The organism is Streptomyces sp. TG1A-60, assembly GCF_037201975.1.
Taxonomy (GTDB): domain Bacteria; phylum Actinomycetota; class Actinomycetes; order Streptomycetales; family Streptomycetaceae; genus Streptomyces.
Window position 1 is genome coordinate 2,836,018 of sequence record NZ_CP147520.1, and the last position, 19,357, is coordinate 2,855,374.

16 protein-coding genes are annotated in these 19,357 nt (G+C 68.3%); 3 read left to right on the forward strand and 13 right to left on the reverse strand.

Annotated features, from left to right (window positions below):
* Positions 1 to 4: 4 nt before the first annotated feature.
* A complete protein-coding gene (locus WBG99_RS11645) occupies positions 5 to 1,645 on the reverse strand; it encodes an ABC transporter substrate-binding protein (protein WP_338896260.1) in 1,641 nt (546 codons plus the stop codon).
* A 238-nt stretch (positions 1,646 to 1,883) separates the two neighbouring features.
* On the opposite strand from WBG99_RS11645, the gene WBG99_RS11650 reads away from it, so the two are divergent.
* Entirely contained in the window at positions 1,884 to 2,060 is a 177-nt protein-coding gene (locus tag WBG99_RS11650) for a hypothetical protein (protein ID WP_338896261.1), read from the forward strand.
* Positions 2,057 to 2,287, forward strand: a complete 231-nt coding sequence (locus tag WBG99_RS11655) for a Uma2 family endonuclease (protein WP_338896262.1) — start codon at positions 2,057 to 2,059, stop codon at positions 2,285 to 2,287. Before WBG99_RS11650 ends, WBG99_RS11655 begins: the two co-directional genes overlap by 4 nt.
* Positions 2,288 to 2,417: 130 nt before the next feature.
* Here the strand turns inward: WBG99_RS11655 and WBG99_RS11660 are convergent, their stop codons facing one another.
* The 12 genes from WBG99_RS11660 to WBG99_RS11715 form a co-directional block, all read right to left on the reverse strand.
* Positions 2,418 to 2,801, reverse strand: coding sequence for a VOC family protein (locus WBG99_RS11660; protein ID WP_338896264.1), 384 nt, complete (start codon positions 2,799 to 2,801; stop codon positions 2,418 to 2,420).
* A 233-nt stretch (positions 2,802 to 3,034) separates the two neighbouring features.
* The gene (locus tag WBG99_RS11665) at positions 3,035 to 3,550 is read right to left on the reverse strand and encodes a DinB family protein (protein WP_338896265.1); all 516 of its coding nucleotides are present in this window, start codon (positions 3,548 to 3,550) and stop codon (positions 3,035 to 3,037) included.
* Positions 3,551 to 3,923: 373 nt separating this feature from the next.
* The gene (locus WBG99_RS11670; RefSeq protein WP_338900299.1) at positions 3,924 to 5,312 is read right to left on the reverse strand and encodes an MFS transporter; all 1,389 of its coding nucleotides are present in this window, start codon (positions 5,310 to 5,312) and stop codon (positions 3,924 to 3,926) included.
* A 17-nt stretch (positions 5,313 to 5,329) separates the two neighbouring features.
* On the reverse strand, positions 5,330 to 5,974 hold the full coding sequence (locus WBG99_RS11675; RefSeq protein WP_338896266.1) for a winged helix-turn-helix domain-containing protein: 645 nt from the start codon (positions 5,972 to 5,974) through the stop codon (positions 5,330 to 5,332).
* Positions 5,975 to 6,277: 303 nt separating this feature from the next.
* Positions 6,278 to 7,426 carry a dipeptide ABC transporter ATP-binding protein gene (locus WBG99_RS11680; RefSeq protein WP_338896267.1) on the reverse strand — a complete coding sequence of 383 codons (1,149 nt, stop codon included), beginning with the start codon at positions 7,424 to 7,426 and terminating at the stop codon, positions 6,278 to 6,280.
* The gene (locus tag WBG99_RS11685) at positions 7,419 to 8,477 is read right to left on the reverse strand and encodes an ABC transporter ATP-binding protein (RefSeq protein ID WP_338896268.1); all 1,059 of its coding nucleotides are present in this window, start codon (positions 8,475 to 8,477) and stop codon (positions 7,419 to 7,421) included. The genes WBG99_RS11680 and WBG99_RS11685 overlap by 8 nt, the downstream gene beginning before the upstream one ends.
* Positions 8,478 to 8,491: 14 nt before the next feature.
* On the reverse strand, positions 8,492 to 9,454 hold the full coding sequence (locus WBG99_RS11690) for an ABC transporter permease (RefSeq protein WP_338896269.1): 963 nt from the start codon (positions 9,452 to 9,454) through the stop codon (positions 8,492 to 8,494).
* On the reverse strand, positions 9,447 to 10,376 hold the full coding sequence (locus tag WBG99_RS11695) for an ABC transporter permease (RefSeq protein ID WP_338896270.1): 930 nt from the start codon (positions 10,374 to 10,376) through the stop codon (positions 9,447 to 9,449). Before WBG99_RS11695 ends, WBG99_RS11690 begins: the two co-directional genes overlap by 8 nt.
* 159 nt (positions 10,377 to 10,535) lie before the next feature.
* A complete protein-coding gene (locus WBG99_RS11700; RefSeq protein ID WP_338896271.1) occupies positions 10,536 to 12,161 on the reverse strand; it encodes an ABC transporter substrate-binding protein in 1,626 nt (541 codons plus the stop codon).
* A 1,004-nt stretch (positions 12,162 to 13,165) separates the two neighbouring features.
* Entirely contained in the window at positions 13,166 to 15,073 is a 1,908-nt protein-coding gene (gene typA / locus WBG99_RS11705) for a translational GTPase TypA (protein WP_338896272.1), read from the reverse strand.
* A gap of 241 nt (positions 15,074 to 15,314) precedes the next feature.
* A complete protein-coding gene (locus WBG99_RS11710; RefSeq protein WP_338896273.1) occupies positions 15,315 to 16,028 on the reverse strand; it encodes a hypothetical protein in 714 nt (237 codons plus the stop codon).
* Positions 16,029 to 16,148: 120 nt separating this feature from the next.
* On the reverse strand, positions 16,149 to 18,407 hold the full coding sequence (locus WBG99_RS11715; protein ID WP_338900300.1) for an ABC transporter family substrate-binding protein: 2,259 nt from the start codon (positions 18,405 to 18,407) through the stop codon (positions 16,149 to 16,151).
* Between the two features lie 611 nt (positions 18,408 to 19,018).
* Here WBG99_RS11715 and WBG99_RS11720 point away from each other — a divergent pair.
* Positions 19,019 to 19,309, forward strand: a complete 291-nt coding sequence (locus tag WBG99_RS11720; protein WP_338896274.1) for a hypothetical protein — start codon at positions 19,019 to 19,021, stop codon at positions 19,307 to 19,309.
* Positions 19,310 to 19,357: the final 48 nt, after the last annotated feature.

Genomic DNA, 19,357 nt, shown 5'->3' on the forward strand with positions numbered 1-19,357 from the left:
GAGGTCAGCTGACCTTGATGTGCTCGTAGACGGGCACGCTGAACGGGTTCAGTGAGACATCTGAGAGGCGTTCGGAGTAGCCCGCGCTGCCGTTCTGGTACCAGAGCGGGATGGCGGCCATGTTGTCCCGGACGACCCTCTCGGCCTGCTGGAACTTCTCGACGGCCCGCTGCGTGTCCTCCTCGGCGTTGGCCTCGTCGACGAGCCTGTCGAACTCGGCGTTGGACCACTTGCCGTCGTTGGAGGAGGCGTTGGTGTAGTAGAGCGGCTGGAGGAAGTTCTGGATGAGCGGGTAGTCCATCTGCCAGCCGGCGCGGAACGGGCCGCTCATCTTCCGCTGGGTGATCTGGTTGCGGTAGTCGGCGAAGGTGCCGACCGGGTTGCCGACGCACGCCTTGTCGTTGTCGAGGGCGTTGTTGACGGAGTTGCAGACGGCGTCGACCCACTGCCGGTGGGAGCCGGTGTCCGCGTTGTACGTGATCCTGACCTGGCCGCCGGGGAGGCCGCCGCCCTCCTCGATCAGCTTCTTGGCCGCGTCCGGGTCGTACTCGCAGGCGTCACCGCACAGGCCCTCCTCGTAGCCGCCCCCCGCACCGAGGACGGGTGAGGTCCAGTCGGTGACGGGGGTGCGGGTCTTCTGGAAGATGGTGTCGGTGATCTGCTCGCGGTCGATCGCCCGGGACAGTCCCTCGCGGACCTTCTCCATGCCGTCCTTGCCCCAGTTCTCGTCGTAGTACGGGAAGGACAGGGTCTGGATGATGCCGGCCGAGGTGTTGATGTACCGGTCGCCGAGGTCGGCCCGGACGTTCTTGAGCTGGGCGGCGGGGACGTCGTCGACGAGGTCGAGGTTGCCCGCCATGAGGTCGGTGTAGGCGGTGTTGTTGTCGGTGTAGACCTTCAGGTCCACGCCCCCGTTCCGCGCCTTGTCCTCACCCGGGTAGTCGTCCCACTTCCTGAGCGACAGCTGGGAGCCCTTGGTGTACGACTCGACGGTGTACGGGCCGTTGCCGACCGGCTTGCTCAGCCAGGCGTCGTGGTCGGAGAAGAACGACTGCGGCAGCGGGGCGTAGGCGTTGTAGCCGAGAGTGTCGGGAAAGGTCGAGAACTTCTGGGTGAGCCTGACCGTGAAGGTGTTGTCGTCGACGACCTTCAGCCCGGAGAGGGTGTCGGCGCTCTGCTCGCTGCCGTCGTCGGGGTGCGTCTTGTCGTAGCCCTCGATGTACTCGAAGAAGTACGCGTTCTTCTGGTTGTTCTTCAGACTCGCCCCGTAGTTCCAGGCGTCCACGAAGGACTTGGCGGTGACCTTCTCGCCGTTGCTGAAGGTCCAGCCGTCCTTGATGGTGATGGTGAAGTTCCGCGAGTCCGTCGTCTCGATCTCCTCGGCGAGCATGTCCTTCGCCTCACCGGTCTCGGCGTCGTACCGCTTCAGGCCGCGGAAGATCATCTCAAGCACCTTGCCGCCCTGCACCTCGTTGGTGTTGGCGGGCTCCAGCGGGTTCTGCGGGTCCCCCCAGGAGGAGCTGAGCACCGCCCCGCCGTCCCCACTGCCGCCACCGCTGTCGCCGTCCCCACCCCCACAGGCCGTCGCGGCGAGAGCTACCGCCGCCGCGCCGGCGACCCATCGGGCGTGCGTGGCTCCACGCATGGAGTGCCTCCTCGTACGTGCGCGGGTGTGCGCAGGGCTCCAGCGCGGGCGCGCTGTTCCGATACCGGACAATATCGATCAAATGCAGGTATAGGGCACATCGCGCGAGCCGTCCGGGGGACGGCCTCCCTCCGAATGCACGGCAGCGCCGCCTCCGACAGGGCGTCAGGGGCGCGGTGGAGGAGACTCGCGAAGTGTCCGCGGAGTCCCACTCGGACCATCCGCCAGACGGGGTTGCATGCGCGCACCATGGCGGGACCGGTCTCCCATCCCCCACGACCCGCGTGCCGCCTCCGTCGTCAGAGCCGCCCTCCGCGCACTGCTGCGCGCGACCCGCCTGGGGTGTGTGTCCGACACAGTCGAACTCCTCGCCTCCGAGCTGGTCACCGCCGTCCCGCCGCGTGACGCGGCATGAGGCGTGGCCCGCTCGTCATCCCGGAGGAGTTGCTCGACGAGGAATGCCTGACCGTGGACGCCACCCAGGTGCTGGCCGTCATCGAGATCGTCTCACCGTCCAACCCGGACAACGACCACGGCGAGAGGCTCACCGATTACCCCGCCATGGGGATCGCCCACCACATGATCGTCGATCCACGCACGGGCACGGTCGAGGTGCGTTCCGACCCGTGCCGGGGGCGCTAGCGCGCAAGGATCCGTACGTCTTCGGCGACAGGGTGCCTTTCGGCGCCTGGACGGTGGAGACCGCCGCATTCCGTCGCTACGGCAGGGCGGGGAACAGCTCAACCCGACGGGCTGCCCCCGAAGGCGCAGATCAGCCCGGCTCCCCCCGCTCCACACAGAATTCGTTGCCTTCGGGGTCGGCCATGAGGACCCAGCCGCCGCCGTCGGGGCGGGTGTGGTCGGCGATCACACGGGCGCCCAGCGCGAGCGCCCGCTCGACCTCCTCGGCCCGGGTGCGGCCGTGCGGCTTCAGATCGAAGTGGAGCCGGTTCTTCGCCGACTTACCCTCGGGCACACGAACGAACAGCAGCCTCGGGCCCCCGGCCGGGTCCGCGATCAGCGCCTCCGGGTCACCGGGCTTGTCGTCGTCGGCCAGCGGGCGGCCGAGCAGTTCGCTCCAGAAGAGGCCGAGGTCGTACGGGTCACCGGTGCAGTCGAAGGTGAGGCTGTGGATGGTGGGGGGCGTGAGGCTCAACTGGGTTTCTCCGTTGTGAGTCGGTGAGCGGGTGATCGGGTGAGGCAGGTGATTCAGCCGTTACGGGTCTGACCGGGGTTGTCGTGGTTGAGGGGCGGGGTCACGGGACGGCGGTTGGTGCCGCGCGCCGGTGCCCTCCCTCGTCACCAGCCCTCCTCCGCAGACCGCCGGGCCGCCGGCCCCAGCTGCTCGACGGCTCGCCGCAGTTCCTCGGGGCAGCCACCCGTTCCTGGTCAGACGCCGGTCAGCCCGTCGACGAGCTCCCGTACGACGTCGAGGTGCCCGTTGTGCCGAGAGGTCTCCTCCACGAGGTGGAGGAGCACCCAGCGGAGGTCGACGTGACGGCCGTCACCGATCGGCCGCTGGGCCTTGCTGTCCAGGTCGTGATCGGCGACCAGGCGGCGGTAGCGGGCGCTCTGCTCCTCGTACTCGGCCAGGAGTTGGGGCAGCGGGATGTCGACGGCGAGGCGCATCTCCGGGTCGGGGTCGTCGTCGGTCGCCTCCGCGAGCGGACCGGACATGCTCTCCCCGAGGAACACCACCTGGAACCAGTAGTACTCGACCCACCTCAAGTGACTGATCAGACCGCACAAGGTCATGAGCGGCGATCCCGGCAGTGGAGCTCTCCGCGCGTCCTGTCGTGACACACCCTCGCACTTGGCGAGTGCGGTGCCTCTTGCGTAATCGAGGAAGGTGGTCAGCTGCGTCCGCTCGTCCCAGGCGCAAGGTGTATCGGTGCGTTTCGTCATCGTCGGCAACCATCCCCGCCACCGGCCCGAGTGGCAAACGAATTAGCACGCCGGTCCGACTTCGCGATCTCGCGCCGGGTCTCACGTTGGCCACCGCTTGAAATGGCCGTGAAAAGTCGTCCCGGCGGCGCTGAGACAGATGGTGTCTGCGCCAGATCGACCGGTGCAGCAACCTGGCCGCAGTCACGGCCGACGGGGTGAAGACTGCGGCGAGGAGGTGGCGGGTGTGTCCCACTTCGCATGGCAGGATCCCAGCTTCGGCGAGCCCCGCGCCGACACCCGCGTAGAGCTCGCCACTACCCCACGGGCCGCACTCACCTGCGCCAGAGTGACGAGAAAGCGCCAGGTCACGGACTTGCGCCGGTGGCGCACACTATTCCCGTACATGTTCCCGTCCTGTTCGGACTTCGCTCTGCCGGGGTTCGGGTGAGCCTCGTTCGTCGGAGTACGTCCGATGCGGATCGGAGGCTGCGACGCTCGGGGCCGCGGGCTCGCTACGACGGATCCACAAGACTGTTCCCGCCAGCAGTACGGTGCCTGCCAGCAGCCAGGGCAGCGGGCCCGGTCGCACAGCGCCGACGACCAAGCCGGTCAGAGCGCCCACCAGTTGCAGGGCGAGGGACTTCACGGACAGTGCCGTGGCGCGGCCCGAAGAGGCGACTCGGCGGTGCAGAAGGGCGTTCACGTTCGGCTCCGCCGCGCCGAGTCCGACATAGACCAGGCCGTAACCGAGCGCGGCGACGGCCGTGGGGACCATGCTCGTGAGGCCTGCGGTGGCTCCGAGCAGGGACAGCCCGGTCACCATGATGCCGAAACCGGCCAGAACCGCGCGCTCACCGCTGCCTGTGACGCGGGCGGCGAGCGGTGCGAAGTGGCTACCCATGCCGAAACAGACGAAGCCCGCACAGGCAAGTCCGGCGTACAGCACCGCGCCCGACTCGGACGCACCGGTCAGGGCAGCGGCCCGGCGCGGTGTGAGCAGTTCGATCGCGCCCAGGGCACCACCGACGGCCCCGGCGCTGAGGAACACGCGGGCCACGAGCGCGTCACGTACGCCCAGCCGCAGTCCACCCACGGCGGTGACGGGGATGGAGCGCAGCACACCGCGCAGGGCGGCCTTCGGCCGGGGCGGCTCACGCAGAGCGGTCAGGACACGGAGCACGAAGGCGATCTGGATCGCGGCGCCCAGCAGCAGAGGGACGGAAAGCGGCAGCACCGTACCGGAGGTCGCCTCGCTCAGCCGGGCGCCGATGTCGGGCCCCAGCCCGAGCAGCCAAGGGAGGGCACCACCGAGCAGGGTGCCGGTCGCGAGCGCGGCGGATGTCGCGGAGGAGCCCCGGGCAAGGCCCGTCCGCAGGTCTGCGCCGGGGCCGGAGTGACGCTGGACGGTGTCGACGTACCATGCCTCGGCGGGTCCACTGGACAGTGCTCGGCCCGTGCCCATGAGCACCAACCCGACGGTGAGGACCCAGGGAGTCGTGCCCAGGCCGACGAAGGTCAGGGCAGTCAGGTTCAGCACCCCCGCGGCGGCCAGGACGGTACGGCGTCCGATGACGTCGGACAGTCCTCCGGTGGGCAGTTCCAGCACGGCCACGGTCAGGGAGTACACGGCGAAGAGGCCCGCGATGGCCGCCAGGGTCATCCCGCGTTCGGTGAGCAGCAGGACCTGGGGCGCGACACTCAGGCCCACGGGGAACCAGAAGAGGGCGCAGACCGTGGCGTAGCGGCGGCGGGCACTGCGTAAGACCGACGGCTCGGTCATGGTGTCCGACGACTCGGTCACGGCTGGTCCTCGCCGTCCGCCTCCGTGGTGGCGGAGGTGCCCGGCCCCGGGCCCTGCGCATTCGGGGCGAGGGGCAACCCGGCGGTGAGAACCACGACTTGGGCGGCGCGCGGATCCCCCGCGTCGCGGGCGGTCAGCTCCTCCAGCTTCCGGCCGAACGTCTCCCGGAGTTCGGTCAGCGACTCGGGGGTCAGCCTGGGCATGAGGTCGCTGATCCCCGACGGCTCCAGCCACTCCGTGCCCAGCCGTCCAGCGTCGATGTCCGCCTCGTGCCGGGCGACGGACACCTCCAGGTGCTCGATCTGGCGCCTGCGCGACTGGCTGACGAAGGCTCGGCCTCCCTCCGAGGCCCTCATCGCCTCGTTGCTCCAGGAGGTCACGGTGTGCACGGCCTGCCAGCGGCGCTCCCGCCCGTCGCGGTGCTCGGCCTCGGTGACGAACGCGTACTTCGCCAGAACGCGCAGGTGATAACTGGTGGAGGCGGATGACTCGCCGGTCCTGGCGGCGAGTTCGCTCGCGGTGGCCGGGCCGTCCTGCCGCAGCAGTCCGAGCAACCGGATACGCAGCGGGTGCGTGAGGGCCTTCAGGGCTGCCGCATCCTGCCCGGCATCGAGTACGCGCTTGTGCTCATGACTGGCCATGCCGAGAGAGTAGGTCCCGACCACCGTTCCCCAAAAGAACTTTTGGAAAAAAGTTTTGGCAAAATCGGGAGTTGTTGAACCGCAGCTCAGCAGAAGATCGACAGAGGTGATCAGCGAGCGTGACCGTGTGGCCCAGGGACCTCGCCGGCCCTACCGTGACGTGGACGCCTCCAGTTCGGCTGTCGAGGGCCGAAGTCGCACGGCGAGGTGGAGGTGGCCGGTGCCGTCGATGGCCGAGTGTTCTCGGCCCGCCTGATTCCCGGCGCCGTCGGGCGCGGCGCCGGGAACATGAGGGCCAGGCCCCTACGCCGCGTGCACCACGTCCTTCTCCTCCGCGAAGTGACACGCGGACTCGTGGGCCGCCGGAGTGTCCGCGCCCTGGAAGATCTCGGGGATCGCCAGCAGCGGCACCTCCTCGGCGCACTTGTCCTGAGCCTTCCAGCAGCGCGTGCGGAAGCGGCAGCCCGACGGCGGATCGGCCGGCGACGGGACGTCGCCGGTGAGGATGATCCGTTCCCGGCCCACCCGGGCCTCCGGGTCCGGAACCGGCACGGCGGACAGCAGCGCCTGCGTGTACGGGTGCGTCGGGTGGTCGTAGATCTGCACGTCGGTGCCGATCTCGGCCATCTTGCCGAGGTACATCACACCGACCCGGTCGGAGATGTGCCGGACGATCGACAGGTCGTGCGCGATGAAGAGGTAGGAGAGGTCGAACTCGTCCTGGAGCCTCTCCATCAGGTTGATCACCTGCGCTTGAACCGACACGTCGAGCGCGGACACCGGCTCGTCACAGATGATGATCTCCGGGTTGAGCGCGAGACCGCGGGCGATCCCGATGCGCTGGCGCTGACCGCCGGAGAACTGATGCGGGTACCGGTGGATGTACTCGGGGTTGAGGCCGACCACGTCCAGCAGATCCTGCACCATGCGCCGCCGGTCCCCCTTCGGCGCGACCTCCGGGTGGATCTCGAAGGGCTCGCCGATGATGTCGCCCACGGTCATGCGGGGGTTGAGCGAGGTGTACGGGTCCTGGAACACCATCTGGATGTTCCGCCGCACCGCCTTCAGGGCCCGCCCGGAGAGCCGGCTGATGTCCTCGCCCTTGTAGAGGATCTCGCCCGCGGTCGCCCGCTCCAGGTTCATCAGGAGCTTGGCCACCGTGGACTTGCCGCAGCCGGACTCGCCCACGATCCCGAGGGTTTCGCCCCGGTACAGGTCGAAGGAGACTCCGTCGACCGCCTTGACCGCGCCGACCTGCCTCTTCAACAGCACGCCCTGGGTGAGCGGAAAGTGTTTCGCCAGGTTGCGGACCGACAGGATCGGCTCGCCCCGCCCGGTCGAGTCCTCCGGGGCGACGGATGTGTCCGCTCCCGGGCGCTCTTCGGAGGCTTTCGCGCCGGAGACGTCCGGCGCGGTCTCGTCCGTCGCCCCTGTCTTGCTGAGCTCAGCCATGGATCGTCTCCTTCCAGAAGTGGCACGCGGAGCCACGGCCCGCCAGTTCGGTGCCGTCCTGCTCGGTGACCGGGTGCAGCGCGGGAGTGTCGGCACGGCAGACGTCCTGGGCCTTCGGACACCGCGGGTTGAAAGCGCAGCCGCTCGGGATGCGTGTCAGGTTCGGCGGCAGACCGCTGATCGCGTACAGTTCCTGGCCCTTCTGGTCCAGGCGCGGGATCGAGTCGAGCAGCCCCCGCGTGTACGGGTGTGCGGGCCGCTTGTACAGCTCATGGACCGGAGCACTCTCCACGATGCGGCCCGCGTACATCACCGCGATCTTGTCCGCGACGTCGGCGACCACGCCGAGGTCGTGGGTGATCAGGATGAGGCCCATGTGGTATTCGCGCTGCAAGTCGGCGAGCAGGTCCATGACCTGGGCCTGGACCGTCACGTCGAGCGCCGTCGTGGGCTCGTCGGCGATGATCAGGTCCGGCTCCAGAGCGAGCGCCATGGCGATCATGATGCGCTGGCGCATACCGCCGGAGAACTGGTGCGGGTAGTCGTTCACGCGCTGGGCCGCGGCCGGGATGCGCACCCGGTCCATCAGCTCGATCGACTTGGCCTTCGCCTCCTTGCGGCTCATGCCCTGGTGGACGCGGAACATCTCGCCGAGCTGGTAGCCGACGGTGTAGACCGGGTTCAGGGAGGACAGCGCGTCCTGGAAGATCATCGCGATCTTCGCGCCACGGAGCCTGCGCCGCTCCTCGGCCGCCATCTTCAGCATGTCCTGTCCCATGAACAGGATCTCGCCCTGCGTGATACGGCCGGGAGGCATGTCGAGGATGCCCATGATCGCCTGGGCGGTGACGGACTTGCCGGAGCCGGACTCGCCGAGCACGGCGAGCGTCTCGCCCGCGCGCACGGTGTAGTTCACACCGTTGACCGCCTTGGCGACGCCGTCGCGTGTGTGGAACTCGATGTGGAGGTCGCGGACTTCCAGCAGCGGAGCGTCGCTGTCCGGACCGCCTCCCTGGTGGGGCACCATCGATGCCTCGTCGATGAGAGTCATGGTGTACGCCTCCCTCAGCGCAGCTTCGGATCGAGGGCGTTGCGCACTGCATCGCCGAACATCAGGAAGGACAACACCGTGATGGAGACCAGCACGGACGGCATGATCAACACGTACGGCGCGTTGCGGATGGACTGGAAGCCCCGGGAGATGTCCACACCCCAGGAGACCACGGGATCGCTCAGGCCCACACCGAGGAACGACAGCGTGGCCTCGGCACCGATGTAGCCACCGAGCGAGATGGTGGCGACGACGATGATCGGAGCCAGTGCGTTGGGCAGGATGTGGCGCAGCAGAATCCGGTTCGTGGAGGCGCCCAGCGCCTTGGCCGCGACGACATAGTCGGACTGCTTGACACCGATGACCGCACCACGGGCGACACGGGCGATGGTCGTCCAGCCCAGGAAGGAGATCGCCAGGATCACCACCCAGACGCTGCGCCTCTCGAAGCTCGTCAGGATGACCATGGCGCCGAGCAGGAACGGAATGCCGAAGAAGACGTCGGTGAGCCGGGACAGCAGGGAGTCCCAGAGGCCCCCGAAGTAGCCGGCGATCACGCCGAGGAGGCCTCCCGCGACCGTCACGATCACCGTGACGAAGACGCTGACGAGGATGGAGGCACGAGTGCCGTAGACCATGCGCGTCCACACCGAGCGGCCCTGGATGTCGTATCCGAACCAGTCGGGCTGCATGATGTGCGACCAGTTCGGCGGCTTGAGGTAGTTGTTGGCCAGGTCCGCCTCGGTGGGCGAGCCATCGGTGAACAGACCGGGGAACACGGCCATCGTCACCAGCAGCAGGATCAGCAACGACGATGCCACGAAGAGGGGGTTGCGCCGCAGGTCGTGCCAGGCATCGGACCACAGACTGCGGGGCTTGCCCAGGCCGTCGCCGGCTTCTGGACGTGAAGCGGTGGCGGTCACTGGCGCGTCGTCGCCGCCGAGCGTCTCCTTCTGGAGCGCGATCTTCTCAGACATACCGGATCCTCGGGTCCAGGACCGCGTACAGCAGGTCGACGAGCAGGCTGCAGATCAGGTAGACGATCACGATGAGGCTGACCACTCCCACCACGGTCGCCCCCTCCCGATGACCGAGGGCGTCGAAGACGAGGCTACCGATGCCATGGATGTTGAAGATGCCCTCGGTGACCACGGCGCCCGCCATGAGTGTGCCGAGGTCGGTTCCGAGGAAGGTGACGACGGGGATCATGGAGTTGCGCAGCAGATGGACGCCGATGACGCGGCGCCGGGGCAGTCCCTTGGCGATGGCCGTACGAATGTAGTCGGAGCGCAGGTTCTCGGCGATCGACGTGCGCGTGAGCCGGGCCACGTAGGCCAACGAGAGGGCAGCGAGCACCGTCGCGGGAAGCAGAAGTTCGTTCCAGTTCTCGTCCAGGGACACATTGGGTTCGACGAGGTCGAGTTGGAACGCGAAGAAGTACTGGGCCAGGCGGCCGAGGACGAAAGAGGGCATGGACACGAGCACCAGGGTGAGGCCCAGCAGCGCACGGTCCCGGAAGCTGTCCGGACGCAGGCCGGCGACGATGCCCAGGGCCACTCCGACGACGGTCGTGAACACCAGGGCGAACAGCGCCAGTTGAACCGTGACGGGCCAGGCGTCAGCGATGACTTCGGCCACCGGTCGCCGGGAGGCGATCTGGGTGCCGAAATCACCCTGGACCAGCCCTGTCAGATAGTCCCAGTACTGCCACCAGATCGGCTTGTCCAGACCTAGTTCGGCCTTCAGGGCCGCGATCTGCGTGGGGTCCGAATACTGCTCACCGGCGAGCGCGCGGACAGGGTCGCCCGGCAGGGCGTACATCATCAGGAACACAAGGGCGGTGGACCCGATGAAGACGGGGATCATCTGGAGCAGTCGTCTGGCGACATAGTGCCCCATGGGTGCCTCCATGGTAAGGATTTGAGGGGTGCGGGGCCGCTCCCTCGCATACTTGGGAGAGCCTGCCCACGCGTCCGGCGCGCAGAGCGAGAGGTGCTCTGCGCGCCGGACGGTCGTACTGGGTGACGCCGTACGGTACGAAGGACCGCGGTCGTCAGGTCACTTGGTCGTCACGTCGTACAGCTTGTACTGGCCGTGCCAGTCGATGTCGACGTTGTCGACCTTCTCACCGTAACCGCCGTTCATCTCGTAGAACCACAGCGGGATGGCCGGCATGTAGTTGATCAGTTCCTTCTCGACGTCCTGGTATGCCTTGACGTAGGAGTCGAGGTCCTCGGCCGCGTCGGCCTTCGCCATCGCCTCGTCGACGTTCTTGTTGGAGAAGCGCCCGTTGTTGGACTCGGCGTCCGAGTGGTACAGCTCCTTCAGGAAGTTGCCGTTGAGCGGGTAGTCGCCCAGCCAGCCACCGCGGTACATCGACTTGACCTGGTCGTTGTCACGGGCCTCAAGGTCGGTGGCGAAGTCCGGCTTGGCGTCGCCCTCGCACTTCACACCGGTGGCCTTGGTGATGGAGTTGCAGACCGCGGTGACCCACTCGGCGTGACCGCCGTCGGTGTTGTACTGGATGAAGACCTTGTTGCCCGGGACGCCGCCGCCGTCCTTGATGAGCTGCTTCGCCTTGTCGGCGTCGTACGTGAAGATGTCCGTGTCCAGCGTCTGCTTGCCCTGCGCACCCGGGGCCACCCAGCCGTCGGCAGGGGTGCGCGTGCCCTGCAGCACGGTCTTGGTGATCGTGTCGCGGTCGATCGCCATCGACAGGCCCTGGATGACCTTCGGGTCGATGTCCTTGAAGGTCTTGGAGTAGAACGCCGGGACCAGCGTCTGGATGGCGGCGTACGGCTTGGCGATGGCCCGGTCGCCCAGGTCCTGCTCGTACTTGGCGAGGTCGGTGGGGCCGACCTGGTCGATGATGTCGAGGTTGCCGGACAGCAGATCCTGGTAGGCGGCCTCGATTGTCGAGTACGCCTTGTACTGGACACCGGCGTTCTTGGCCTTGTTGGCGCCCTTGTAGTCGGCGTACGCCTTGACCTGGATGAGCTTGTCGTGGTCCCACTTCTCGAACTCGTAGGGACCGTTGCCGATCGGCTTCTCACCGAACGCCTTCGGGTCGGCGTGGAACGCCTCCGGCAGCGGCGCGAAGGTGGAGTAGCCGAGCTTGTACTCGTAGTACGGCAGGGCCTCGGAGAGTTCGATGGTGAACGTCGTGTCGTCCACGACCTTCAGGCCGGACATCGTGTCCGCCTTCGCCTTGGCCCCCTCCTTGGCCGGGTGGACGTCCTCGTAGCCGGCGATGTCGGCGAACCAGAAGGCGTTCTGCTGCGCGTTGTCGATGTGGGCCGACCAGTTCCACGCCTTCACGTACGACTCGGCGGTGACCGGGGTGCCGTCGTGGAACTCCCAGCCGTCCTTCAGCTTGACGGTCCACGTCTTGGAGTCCTCGGTGGAGATGGACTCGGCGTTGAGGTACTCGATGCCGCCCTTCTCATCGAACGTCAGCAGGCCGGCGAACAGCGCATCGAGGATGTAACCGCCGTTGGACTCGTTGGTGTCGGCGGGGATGATGCCCTTCTGGGGCTCTCCCACGTTGATGGACACATAACGGGCCTTGCTGGACTCATTGTCCCCGTTGCCGCTGTCGCTGTCGCCGCCGGAGCTGCAGGCAGTGGCCGCCAGAGCCACGACTATCGCACCGGCAAGCCACTTCGCGCTGTTGGCACCGCGCATTTGGATTCCTCCTCATGAGTCCATGACCACTTCAGGAGGGGCACAACAACGCAACACCGCCACCGGGACGGCGAAGATCGGAGAGTGCCCCCGCACGCTCGCGAGTCGACGCCTCCCACAGCGCATGACCCATTCACTCGAGCTCTACGCGCCTAACTATCTGCCATCACCTACGCCCCGACCACACCCATTGGGTCTCGGTTCAATCACATCTGACACTAACTTCTTCCAAAATCCGGACAAACAGTTTGGCGAAAGATCCCTACGAAACGGACTCGTTACACATCTATCGGTCGCCACTGTTCGCATTTCGGACATCGGCAAGAAGAAAGCCGGTTGCGTCTCCGCGATTCCTGTGCTGTGCGTCTCAGGCTCTCCACTCACACGCCTTCCCTGTTGTCCGTCGACTGCGCAAGGGCACCGATAGGACACCGTGGGAAGAGTGCCGAGGAACGTCACGAAGATGAAAACGTGATGAGAGGCTGACGTCCCCCGCAGGGTAGTGCGAACCGGCCACGGCACACGACCGGCGCAGCCCAACGCGAGGGTTTTCCCTCACCCTCGGCACGCCTCCGGAACACACCGGAAACAGGGAGCGAAACGTGCGACGGCTCGGCCGCCGCGCGTTGCGTCAGCGGCCGAGCCTACGTACATGCCCTCGCACACTTCGGCGCCCGGCTCCACGAAGAGCACACGCGCTCCTGGACGTTCGTCATCGCAAGGGTGGGACGGCGCCGACGCGATGCGGAAACCGGCCATGCCGCGCTCTGCGCAGCGATCGAGTTCTCGGGGCAAGAGATCACGCGGCTTGACGGCCGGCTCGGGGGCCCGGGTCCAGAGCCAGCGGGGCGGATCAACCAGACCGGAGACGGCCGAGTGCGAACTCCGCCCCACAGCGCGAGGCGAGACCGATCCTGCCGTAAACGCGGGGCAGACGTCTGCGACGGCCCGGACGCTCCGTCGCGGGAGCGCCCCGGCCGTCGGCCTGAACGGGGCAGGCAGCGTCAGCCGTGCTTGGCGCGGCTGGCGGCGCGCGCCCGCTCACGCGCGTCCAGGTTGACCTTGCGGATGCGTACGGCCTCGGGGGTCACCTCGACGCACTCGTCGTCGCGGCAGAACTCGAGGGACTGCTCCAGGGAGAGCTTGCGCGGCGGCACGATCGCCTCGAACGAGTCGGCCGAGGAAGACCGCATGTTCGTGAGCTTCTTCTCCTTGGTGATGTTCACGTCCATGTCGTCGGAACGCGAGTTCTCACCGACGATCATGCCCTCGTACACCTCGGTGCCGGGGTCGGTGAACAGCACGCCGCGCTCCTGGAGGTTCGTCATCGCGAACGCGGTGACGGCGCCGGAGCGGTCGGCGACGAGCGAGCCGTTGTTACGGGTCGTCAGCGTGCCGAACCACGGCTCGTGACCCTCGTGGATGGAGTGGGCGATGCCCGTGCCACGGGTGCCGGTCAGGAACTCCGTACGGAAGCCGATGAGGCCGCGGGAGGGGACGACGAACTCCATGCGGACCCAGCCGGAGCCATGGTTCGACATGTTGTCCATGCGGCCCTTGCGGACGCCCATGAGCTGCGTGACCGCGCCCATGTGCTCCTCGGGAACGTCGATCGTCATGCGCTCGACCGGCTCGTAGACCTTGCCGTCGACGTCCTTGGTGACGACCTGCGGCTTGCCGATGGTCAGCTCGAAGCCCTCGCGGCGCATCTGCTCGACCAGGATGGCCAGCGCCAGCTCACCACGCCCCTGGACCTCCCAGGCGTCGGGACGCTCGGTGTCGAGGACGCGAAGGCTGACGTTACCGACCAGCTCACGGTCCAGGCGGTCCTTGACCTGGCGTGCGGTGACCTTGCGGTCCTTGACCGCGGCCTTGTTCTCCGCGCCCTTGCCGGTGCCACCGCGGCCGACCAGCGGCGAGGTGTTCGTACCGATGGTCATCGAGATCGCCGGCTCGTCGACCGTGATCAGCGGCAGCGCGATCGGGTTCTCGGTGTCGGCGAGGGTCTCGCCGATCATGATGTCCGGGATACCGGCGACGGCGCAGATGTCACCGGGGCCGGCCACCTCGGCGGGCTTGCGGGTGAGCGCCTCGGTCATCATCAGCTCGGTGATGCGGACGTTGGACATCGTGCCGTCGCGCTTGATCCACGTGACCGTCTGGCCCTTGCGCAGCTCGCCCTGCTCGACGCGGAGCAGCGCGATACGGCCCAGGAAGTTGTCGGCGTCCAGGTTGGTGACGTGCGCCTGCAGCGGCGCCTCCACGTCGTACTCCGGCGCCGGGACGTGCGACAGGATCGTGGAGAAGAACGGCTCCAGGCTGTCGCTGTCGGCCGGGACCGTGCCGTCCTCCGGCTTGGTCAGCGAGGCGACACCGTCACGCGCACACGCGTAGACGATGGGGAACTCGATCTGGTCCTCGTCGGCGTCGAGGTCGAGGAAGAGGTCGTACGCCTCGTTCACGACCTCGTCGATGCGCGAGTCGGGCCGGTCCGTCTTGTTGATGCACAGGATGACGGGCAGCCGGGCCTTCAGAGCCTTGCGCAGCACGAAGCGGGTCTGCGGCAGCGGGCCCTCGGAGGCGTCGACGAGCAGCACGACCGCGTCCACCATCGACAGACCGCGCTCGACCTCGCCGCCGAAGTCGGCGTGGCCGGGGGTGTCGATGATGTTGATGGTGATGACGTCGCCGCCATCCTTCGGGTGGTACTTCACCGCCGTGTTCTTGGCGAGGATCGTGATGCCCTTCTCACGCTCCAGGTCGTTCGAGTCCATCATGCGGTCGTCGAGCGACTCGGCGGCGTGCGCGGCGAAGGCGCCGGCCTGCTTGAGCATGGCGTCGACCAGGGTGGTCTTGCCGTGGTCTACGTGGGCGACGATGGCGACATTGCGGATGTCGTGGCGCGTGGCCATATTGCGGCGTACTCCCGGAGTGTGAGGAAGGGGCCGACGCGTACGTCTGTGTTACGCGGACCCTGCCGGGCGGAACATGCCACGGCCTCACCCCATGGTACGGGGCCGCCGCCGCAGGGGCTCGCAGGGTTGTGTTGGCGCTGATCAAGGCTGGTCAGAGGGCTGACGACCCTGGTGAGCCAGGGCCGACCGCGCTTGTCCGCGCACACGTGAGCGGACGAGGCGTGCGCGCAGGCGTCGTTCAGCTGTCGACAGGAGCCTTCGCCCCGGCCCTCAGGGCGTCCTTCGCGGCTGCCGAGTCCTTGGCGCAGGACAGCAGCGCGGCCTGACGTGCGGCGTCGCTGCCGGCGGCTTCGTCGCACTTGAGGCCGCCCTCTCCGTCGACCTTCCAGCTCTTGGCATGGCCCGTGGTCGCCTCACCGCCGGGGCAGGAGTACCGGAAGTCCCCTGCCGCCTCCTTCACATAGGCATAACCTACGTATTCGCCCGCCGAGTCGGCCGACAGCGACAGGGAGCCGTCGTTCAGCACGGGTGCCTTGAGGCCGACTGTGACGAATGCGGACTCGACCGAATCCTCGTCCAGCGAACGTGCACCGGGATCGATGTAGCCGATCTCCTTGCCCAGCGAGAACAGAACGTCGGCAGAGTCCAGGCTCGGCCCCTCCGCCTGTACCGAGACCTCCGGCGTGTACAGCCGACGCAGCTTGCTGGTGAGCTTGCCACCACCATCCCCCTGCCGCTCCGCTCGGGAGACACCGGTAAGCCGCGTCGGCTGCTCGACGTTGGACCAGGTGAAGGTGCCCCCCTCGCACGCCTTGGCGACACGCACGGACGGTGATTCCTTGGCCTCGGGTTTGTCATCCTCGCCCTTGTCGCCGGTGCAGGCCGCCAGCCCCACCGCCAGGACAACCGTGACCAGTCCCGCCACCGGGGCCCGTCGCACTCCGCCGCGCATTCGTGCTCCCCTCCCCCGTACGACTGACACAGCCGCGTGATGACCAGCGATGGACTCATCGTGCTGACGGCGTGAGGGCAGGGCAAGCGACTTGAGCGTTACCAGAGGTAGCCGCCCGGATCAGTTCCGTGATGAGGGGCCCGACGACGCCCTCGTACTCTTCTTCAGGAAGCCCATGTCCTCGTAGAGCGGGGTCCGGAAGCCGAAGGCGCCCGCGTTGGCCAGGTCGGTGCGGGCGGCGACGAGCTGGGGTCGCTGGTAGAGGGGGATGGACCCGGCGGCGGCCCAGATGTGGGCGTCCGCCTTGCGGATCAGGGAGCGGCTCTCGGACTCGTCGAGGGTGGCCACGGCCTGGTCGAAGAGCTGGTCGACCTGGTCCGTGCCGACACGCGTGTAGTTCTGCTCGACGCTCAGTGAGCCGTCGGCCGCGGGGACCGGCTTGGCGTAGATCGGCCGGGCGTCGGTGGCGGGGTAGGCGGAGGTCGGCCAGGAGTACAGCGCGAGGTCGAACTGCCCGTTCGCGATGTGGTCCTTGAAGTAGCTCGCGTCGGCGACCTCGGAGATCTCCGTACGGATCCCGACGCGCTCCAGCATCACCGCGATCCGCCGGCCGACGGTCCGCAGGGACTCCGTACCGGGCCCCGACGGCAGCACGAACCGCAGCGTCAGCGACTTGCCGTTCTTGGTGAGCGGTTCGCGCGCGGCGTCGGCCGGCGCCCGCGTCCCCGTGGGCGCGTACGCGCCGGGCGCGTCGCCCGGCCTGAACCGTCTGCCGTCCTGAGCGAGCTGCCCGCCGTCCTCGCCCTCCTTCTCGTCCTTCTCGTCGGCGTCGTACGGCTTGTTGTCCTCGCCGACGATGTAGGTGCCGTCGTCCTCGGATTCGGAGCCGGAGCCCGAGCCCGAGCCGGAGTCGCCCTTCTTCCCGCTCTTCTCCCCCTCCGCGCCGGCCGCCTTCTCGGCCTGCTTCAGCGGGCCGCGTTCCCATCCGGCGTCGGCGAGCAGGGCGCGTGCCTTTTCGGTGTCCTGGCCGCCGAGGGCGCCGCTGTTGTCGGCGTAGGCGGCCTGGCCGGCCAGGGCGAGATGGCTGCCGACGGGGACGGCGGGCAGGCCCAGGGGCTTCAGGACGAGGGCGGCGAGTTCCTCGCGGTCGATGGCGCGGGCCACGGCCCGGCGGACACGTTCGTCGGCGAGGGGGCCCTCGGAGCCGTTGAGGGCGAGCTGGGTGAAGGCGGGTTCGAGGGAGCGGCGGACCGCGAAGCCACGCAGGGCGGACTGCTGAGTCGTGTACGCGGCGATCGCCTCGCGCCGTTTCTGCCGGGCGCTGGTCTCACCGTCCGCGGCCTTCTCGTCCGAACCGTGCGCGATCGCCCAGGACCGCAACGACCGCGCGGTGGTCAGGCCGGAGCCGGAATCGTGGGCGAGGGGGCCGGCCTGCCCGCGCGAGCCGTCCCGGGCCGGCGGACCCGCGCCCTGTCTGCCCGGTTCACCCCGCTTGTCGCGCGAGGAGGCCGACATGATCCGCTCGGCCTGCGCGGAGTCGATCTCGGCGATGTCGACCTTGTCCTCGGCCAGCGCCTTGACCCGCTTCTCACGCGATACGGCGCGCAGGACCAGCTCGGAGAGCTTGGCGGGGCGGCCCCACCAGCGGGGGTTGCGGGTGAGGGTGACCTCGCCGTCCTCGCGGTCGACGTCCTTCAGCGCGAAGGGCCCGGCGGTGACCTTGAGCTTCTTGCGGGCGCCGTCGTTGAAGGCGTCCGGGGTGCCCATCACCTGCTTGGGGTACAGCGGCGAGAACAGCGACTTCCAGTCGGCGTACGGGCGGGCGAAGGTGACCCGGACCTCCAGGTCGTCGTCGCCCCGCTCGATCTTCTCGATGCGTTCGTAGCCGGCGTTCCTGGCCGTCCAGTACGCGGAGTCCTTGCCGGACAGGGCCCGCCACTGCGCGGCGAAGTCGGCGGAGCCGATCTCCCGGCCGTCGCTCCACACCGCCTCCTGGTGGAGCTTGTAGAGCACGACCTGCCGGGGCTCGCGTTCGACGATCTTCGCGGACTCCACGTAGTCGGAGTTGAGCCGCGGGCGTCCGTCGGCGTCGAGGCGGTACATCGACGGCAGTACGGCGCCGGCGATCCGTGCCGTCGCCGGGCCGGCGTCGGCCTGGAAGGTGTTCAGCGTCTCCGGTACGGCGTCCACGGCCCAGCGCAGGGTGCCGCCGTCGGCAACGAGGTTCCGCGGGGCCGACGCGATGTCCTGGCCGGCGAGCGGCTTGCCGGCCGGGTCCTGTTCGCTGCACCCGCTCAGCACGGGCAACGTCAGCACGCCTGCCGCCAGAAACGCCACGGAGCGGCGCCGGGCACGCGGTCGAACGCGGTCGTGGGGCATCGGCGTCACTGCGACCTCCTCGCTCCGCGGTGGGAGAACGGGGACGGGGGCGGCTCTGATCACGTTCGGCGGTATATGGAGCTGATCAGACGGATGCGGCCCACTGAAGTGGACGGGGTCCGTATGGGGTCGCCGACACGACGAGGGGTACCTCGGAACCCACCCGTGCGGCCCAACGCGGCTCTTGGGCGCCTCGGATACCGGGGGTGCGGACTCGTCGTAGTGCGGGTGGCGTGTGTGCTCGCGTGGTTCCCCGCGCCCCCGGAGAGCAGGGGCTGCGTCCGGTGCTTCCCCCCGCGGGGGGCGTGTCTTTCAGGGGCGCGGAGAACTGCGCGGGAAGCCCCCGCGCCCCGCAGACAACAAACGCACCACGGACACCCCCCACCTCGCCCCCCCACCCACCCGCGAGAAGCCCCGGCGCCCGGGCACCCAGCGAGGCTCCGGCGGCGGCAGCCCCAGGGCGAGGGAGCGGTCGCCGCACCCCCGCGCACCGATTCCCTCCAGCCAATCCACGCACACCGCTTCCCACCGGCAGGTGTGACGCGCGACACTCGCAGGCGCATGAACGTTGCCGCCTTGGGGCCACCACCCCGTGAAAGCGAGGGCAAGTCATGGCCGTGCACGACGACTTGGCGTCAGTCCGGCGCTGCCTGGACGAACTGACCAGGTCCGTACGTCGCCTGGAACAGCAACTCGGCGACAGTGGCCTGGAGATACGCCGCGTCCGGACGGACGCCGACCACCTGCGCGAGAGCATCGCGCTGCTCAGTGAGGCCGCCCCCGACCTGACGAAGCCACGCCGCCCCGACCTGGTCTCCATCCCCGACACCCCGTACGACAGCTCCCTGTGGACGGACTCGGACGACGAGGGCCTCGGCGCCCGCGACCGCCGCGCCCCCTGAACCGACGTAGCCGAAGCAGAGCCCGAAGACCGACGACCAACACGCCCA